6 protein-coding genes are annotated in these 4,995 nt (G+C 70.5%); 5 read left to right on the forward strand and 1 reads right to left on the reverse strand.

Going from position 1 to position 4,995, the window contains the following annotated elements:
- Positions 1-345 precede the first annotated feature (345 nt).
- Positions 346-1,266 carry a transposase family protein gene (locus tag ACFWEP_RS31395; protein ID WP_387375198.1) on the forward strand — a complete coding sequence of 307 codons (921 nt, stop codon included), beginning with the start codon at positions 346-348 and terminating at the stop codon, positions 1,264-1,266.
- Positions 1,267-1,376: 110 nt separating this feature from the next.
- Here ACFWEP_RS31395 and ACFWEP_RS31400 read toward each other — a convergent pair whose 3' ends face one another.
- Positions 1,377-2,090, reverse strand: a complete 714-nt coding sequence (locus ACFWEP_RS31400; RefSeq protein ID WP_387375199.1) for a M50 family metallopeptidase — start codon at positions 2,088-2,090, stop codon at positions 1,377-1,379.
- 53 nt (positions 2,091-2,143) lie between these two features.
- Here ACFWEP_RS31400 and ACFWEP_RS31405 point away from each other — a divergent pair, with 53 nt between their 5' ends.
- The 4 genes from ACFWEP_RS31405 (at position 2,144) to rsrA (ending at position 4,995) form a co-directional block, all read left to right on the forward strand.
- Positions 2,144-2,959 carry an SOS response-associated peptidase gene (locus tag ACFWEP_RS31405; protein ID WP_387375201.1) on the forward strand — a complete coding sequence of 272 codons (816 nt, stop codon included), beginning with the start codon at positions 2,144-2,146 and terminating at the stop codon, positions 2,957-2,959.
- Positions 2,960-2,990: 31 nt separating this feature from the next.
- Positions 2,991-3,650 (forward strand): alpha/beta family hydrolase, encoded by a 660-nt coding sequence (locus ACFWEP_RS31410; protein WP_387375202.1) that lies wholly within the window; start codon positions 2,991-2,993, stop codon positions 3,648-3,650.
- A 371-nt stretch (positions 3,651-4,021) separates the two neighbouring features.
- A complete protein-coding gene (locus tag ACFWEP_RS31415) occupies positions 4,022-4,678 on the forward strand; it encodes a sigma-70 family RNA polymerase sigma factor (RefSeq protein ID WP_266708915.1) in 657 nt (218 codons plus the stop codon).
- Positions 4,675-4,995 (forward strand): mycothiol system anti-sigma-R factor, encoded by a 321-nt coding sequence (gene rsrA, locus ACFWEP_RS31420; RefSeq protein ID WP_387375203.1) that lies wholly within the window; start codon positions 4,675-4,677, stop codon positions 4,993-4,995. Before ACFWEP_RS31415 ends, rsrA begins: the two co-directional genes overlap by 4 nt.

The following is a 4,995-nucleotide window of genomic DNA, read 5'->3' on the forward strand; positions in this document are numbered from 1 at the left end:
GCCCGGTGAACGTTTCCACCCACAACGCCTCAGCCCGCAACACCCCACCCATACAGGAGAAATACCCGAAGCGCAGGCTTCTGCAACACGCTTTAAAGCGTGTTGCGAAAGTCCCGCCTGTCCGGCGACGCCCGGCACGCACGCTCGCCGCGTTGTCGGGATCACCCCGATACATCCAGTACCGGGGCGACCCTCCGCCGTGCGATCGCACGCACCGGACGCCGCCGGACCCGCCCCACGGGCGGACGGCGCCACTTCCGCAACACGCTTTACGACCTCGTGCACGATTAGCGGTGGGACATCGAGCTCTGGATCGTCGATCATGGCTTTGTGGTGGGGAACGCGATGCGCACAGCGATCATCAGCGACCGGAGGATCACGGGCCTGTCGGCCGCTGTGATCGCTGAACTCGTCGCCGAGGTCGGCCCGTTGTGGCATGAACGGCACCAGGCCAGGCTGGCGTCCCGGTCGCGGAAGCGCGCGGTGGGCGCCGGTGCGAAGCACTGCATGGTCTTCGTTGACCGGCTCCTGGCCACGCTCGTGCACCTTCGCCACGGGGTTACTCACGACGTGCTGGCCTGCTGGTTCGGCGTGGACCGCTCGACCGTCACACGGGCCATCGGCGAGGTGCGGCCCCTGCTCGCGGAGCGAGGATGCACCATCAGCCCCGACCTGCGACTGCGAACCCTGGCCGAGGTCGTCGACCATCTCGGCGCAACCGGGAAGACCGGCATCATCGACGGCACCGAGATCCGCGTCCGCCGCCCGGCCGTCGGCCACAAGGACCGGGATCGCTTCATCTCCGGCAAGAACAAGCAGAACGCCGTGAAGGCCATGGTCTTCACCGACGGGAACGGGCGGCTGCTGTTCTGCAGCCCGACCAGACCCGGCAGCTGCGCGGACATCACTCACGCCCGCGAGTTAGGGCTGGTCAAGCTTCTGGCCGACGGTCCAGCGGTCGAGATCCTCGCCGACGCCGGCTACCAGGGGCTCGGAGCACAGACCGGCGGACGCATCGTGACGCCCCCGCACCGCAAGTTCAAGAAGAACGCCCCGGACTGGTACGAGGAAATACATGAGCGCCGGCGCAAGGCCCACTCCTCACGCCGCATCAGGGTCGAGCACGGCATTGCCCACCTGAAGAACTGGCGGGCTCTGGCCCGTCACCTCGGCCGCCGCGAGCACATGGACGACACCGTTCAAGCCGTCGCCAGCCTGCTGACCCAGCAGCAGACCGCAGACCAGATCCTGGCTCGGCAGACCTGAGCACCGAGGCCCCACCGACCCTTTCGACGTCCCACCGCTAACCGTGCACGAGGTCGTTAGGGCGTGTGTCCCCGCCAGGACGCCCCACGAGGGGCTGTCCCGGGAACCGGTCAGATGCCCAGCAGCCAGCGACCGCCGCCGATGAGCGAGCAGAGCGACACCGCGTGGAAGAGGAACAGCCAGAGCCAGGCCGGGGCGTCCGTCAGCCGGGCCAGCTGGTCCGCGTCGGAGTCGGGAGCACCGCCGTGCCGCCGCTTGGACTGGAGCTCGAAGACCGGGCGCACCCCGCCCATCAGCAGGAACCAGACCACCGCGTACGCGAACGCCGACTGCACGGCGGCCGAGGTGAGCCAGGAGACCAGCAGGAAGAGGGAGCCCGTGAAGATCACGGTCAGCGCCCCGAACAGATTGCGGATCATCACCAGCATCACCGCGAGCAGCGCGGTGGCCAGCCACAGCAGCAGCGTGATGCGGCCGTTGGTCAGCAGCCAGGCGCCGCCCAGGCCGAGCAGTGACGGCGCGGTGTAGCCGGCGGCGGCGGTGAGGATCATGCCCATGCCGGTCGGCTTGCCCCGGCTGACGGTGAGGCCGCTGGTGTCCGAGTGCAGCCGGATGCCGGAAAGCTTCCGGCCGGTGAGCAGGGCGATCAGCCCGTGGCCGCCCTCGTGCGCGATGGTGATCGAGTTGCGGGTCAGCCGCCACAGCACGTTGGGGACGACGGCGACGAGCGCGGCGGCCGCGGTCACCACCACCAGCCACTGTTCCGGCGCGGGCTGGGTGCCGAACACACGGTCCCACAGGGCGCCCAGTTCGTTGCTGTCCATTGCGGCTGGGACTCCTTGCGGCGGGGACGGGGTTTCGTGGCAGGCTGGCAGACATGTGCGGACGTTATGCGGCGAGCCGGCGGCCGGAGGACCTGACCGGACTCTTCCAGGTGGAGCGGTGGGACCCGGAGGAGACCCTGGACCCCGACTGGAACGTGGCGCCGACCAAGGAGGTCTACGCCGTACTGGAGCGTCCCTTGAAGGACGCCGCGGACCGTCGTCCGGTTCGCCAGCTCCGTACCCTCAAGTGGGGCCTCGTACCCTCCTGGGCCAAGACGCCGGAGGGCGCCGCGCGGATGATCAACGCCCGCGCCGAGACCGTCCACGAGAAGCCCTCCTTCCGCAAGGCGTTCCTCCAGCGTCGCTGCATCCTCCCGGCCGACGGCTACTACGAGTGGATGACCGGCGCCGACGAGCGGCAGCTGGAGGAGGCGGGGAAGAAGAAGCGGCCCCGCAAGCAGCCGTACTTCGTGACCCCCGCCGACGGGTCGGTCTTCGCGATGGCCGGGCTCTACGAGTTCTGGCGCGACGCCACCCCCCCGCCCGACCACCCCGGGGCGTGGTGGGTGACCTGCTCGGTGATCACCACCGAGGCGGAGACGACCCCGCTCGCGGTCGCCCCCGCCGAAGGCCCGGCCGCGCTCGCCGACATCCACCCCCGGATGCCCGTGATGCTGACCCCCGACCGCTGGGACGCCTGGCTCGACCCGGCGCGCACCGACAGCGAGGAACTGCGCGCCCTGGTCGCCCCGCCCGAGGGCGGACTGATGCGCGCCTACCCCGTCGCCACCGCCGTCAGCAACGTCCGCAACAACGGCCCCGAACTCCAGGAGGAGCTGGCCGCGCCGGAGGAGACCACGCTGTTCTGACGGCGGGCCGGGCCCGGGCAGGATGGGACCCATGAGCAGCGAAGGAACCACCCCGGGCGGGCGGCCCGTCCGTGTCGACACCCCGGCGGGGGAGGCCAGGATCACCTGGTTCCCCGCCACCGGCGCCCGGCTCGTGCTGGCCCTCGGCCACGGGGCCGGCGGCGGCATCGAGGCGCGGGACCTGGCGGCCCTGGCCGCCGTCGTACCCGGACACGGGGTGAGCGTCGCCCTGGTGGAGCAGCCCTGGCGGGTCGCGGGGAAGAAGGTCGCGCCCGCACCGAAGACCCTGGACGCCGGCTGGCGGGCGCTCTGGCCCGAGCTGGCCGCCCCCGGAGTGCCGGTCGTCGCGGGCGGGCGGAGCGCCGGTGCGCGGGTCGCCTGCCGCACCGCCGGGGAGCTCGGCGCCCACGCCGTCCTCGCGCTGAGCTTCCCGCTGCACCCGCCGGGCAAGCCCGAGAGGTCACGCGCCGACGAACTCCTGGGCACCGGGGTCCCCACTCTGGTGGCGCAGGGCGGCAACGACCCTTTCGGCCGCCCCGCCGAATTCCCCTCCGGCGCGTACGAGATGGCCGAGGTCCCGCACGGCGACCACGGTTTCGCCGTGCCCAAGCGGGCGGGGCTGACGGAGGCCCAGGTGATGGAGGGCCTGACCGGCGCGGTCACCGGCTGGCTGGCCCGGCTCCCCGGCTGAGCCCTCCAGAACCCCCGTCGGAGGTGGTACCCGTCACACCCCGCCGAGGGGGCGCGGGCATGGGGAATGCGGGCCGGGGGGCCGCTGTTGTTCGGTACATCGGCGCCCGGTACGCCGACGCGGTCGGTACACCGGCACTCCGGTACACCGGCACAAATTCTGGTTGTGGAGAGGGAGTCCGTCGCATGGGTTCGACCATCTGCCCGCGTCGCTCGAACGCCGCGGATCTGGAGTGGACGGTGCTGCACGCGCCGACGGCCGTTCCCGTGCGCGCGCCGGGCGGAAGCGATCGACCGCACGCGCGGAACCTTGGTCGACTATTCTCCGAGGCGAGCGGGTCCGGTTTCGGCCCCGCAACAGCGTTGGAGGAGGTGGGTCCGGTCACTGGTAACGACACAGGGACCGACGACGGCCGCCCGGAGGAGACGACGGACGAGCGGAACGCACGTTTCGAGCGGGACGCGCTCGTCTTTCTCGACCAGATGTACTCCGCGGCACTGCGCATGACGCGCAACCCCGCGGACGCCGAGGACCTGGTCCAGGAGACCTACGCGAAGGCGTACGGCTCCTTCCACCAGTTCCGTGAGGGAACCAACCTCAAGGCGTGGATGTACCGCATTCTCACCAATACCTTCATCAACTCGTACCGCAAGAAGCAGCGCGAGCCCCAGCGCAGCGCCGCCGAGGAGATCGAGGACTGGCAGCTGGCGCGGGCCGAGTCGCACATGTCGACCGGGCTGCGTTCGGCCGAGTCGCAGGCGCTCGACCACCTCCCGGACTCCGACGTGAAGTCGGCGCTCCAGGCGATCCCCGAGGAATTCCGCATAGCGGTCTATCTCGCGGACGTCGAGGGCTTTGCCTACAAGGAGATCGCGGACATCATGGGGACTCCCATCGGTACGGTGATGTCCCGACTGCACCGCGGACGCCGCCAGTTGCGCGGCATGCTGGAGGACTACGCCCGCGAGCGCGGGTTGGTCCCCGCCGGCGCCGGTGAGTCGGACGATCGGAAAGGCTCGGCCTCATGAGCTGCGGAGAGCCGCACGAGACGGACTGCTCAGAGGTTCTCGACCATCTCTACGAGTTCCTCGACCACGAGATGCCCGAGGGCGACAGCACCAAGTTCGAGACGCACTTCGGTGAGTGCTCCCCGTGCCTGGAGAAGTACGGCCTGGAGCAGGCCGTGAAGAAGCTGGTCAAGCGCTGCTGCGGTCAGGACGACGTCCCGACCGATCTGCGCTCGAAGGTGATGGGACGGATCGACCTGATCCGTTCCGGCCAAGCCGTGCCGGATCAGGACGTGTCGCTGGGCGACACGGGCCGCCCGGCGGCCGCGGCCGAATAG

The organism is Streptomyces sp. NPDC060198, assembly GCF_042728415.1.
Lineage (GTDB): Bacteria > Actinomycetota > Actinomycetes > Streptomycetales > Streptomycetaceae > Streptomyces.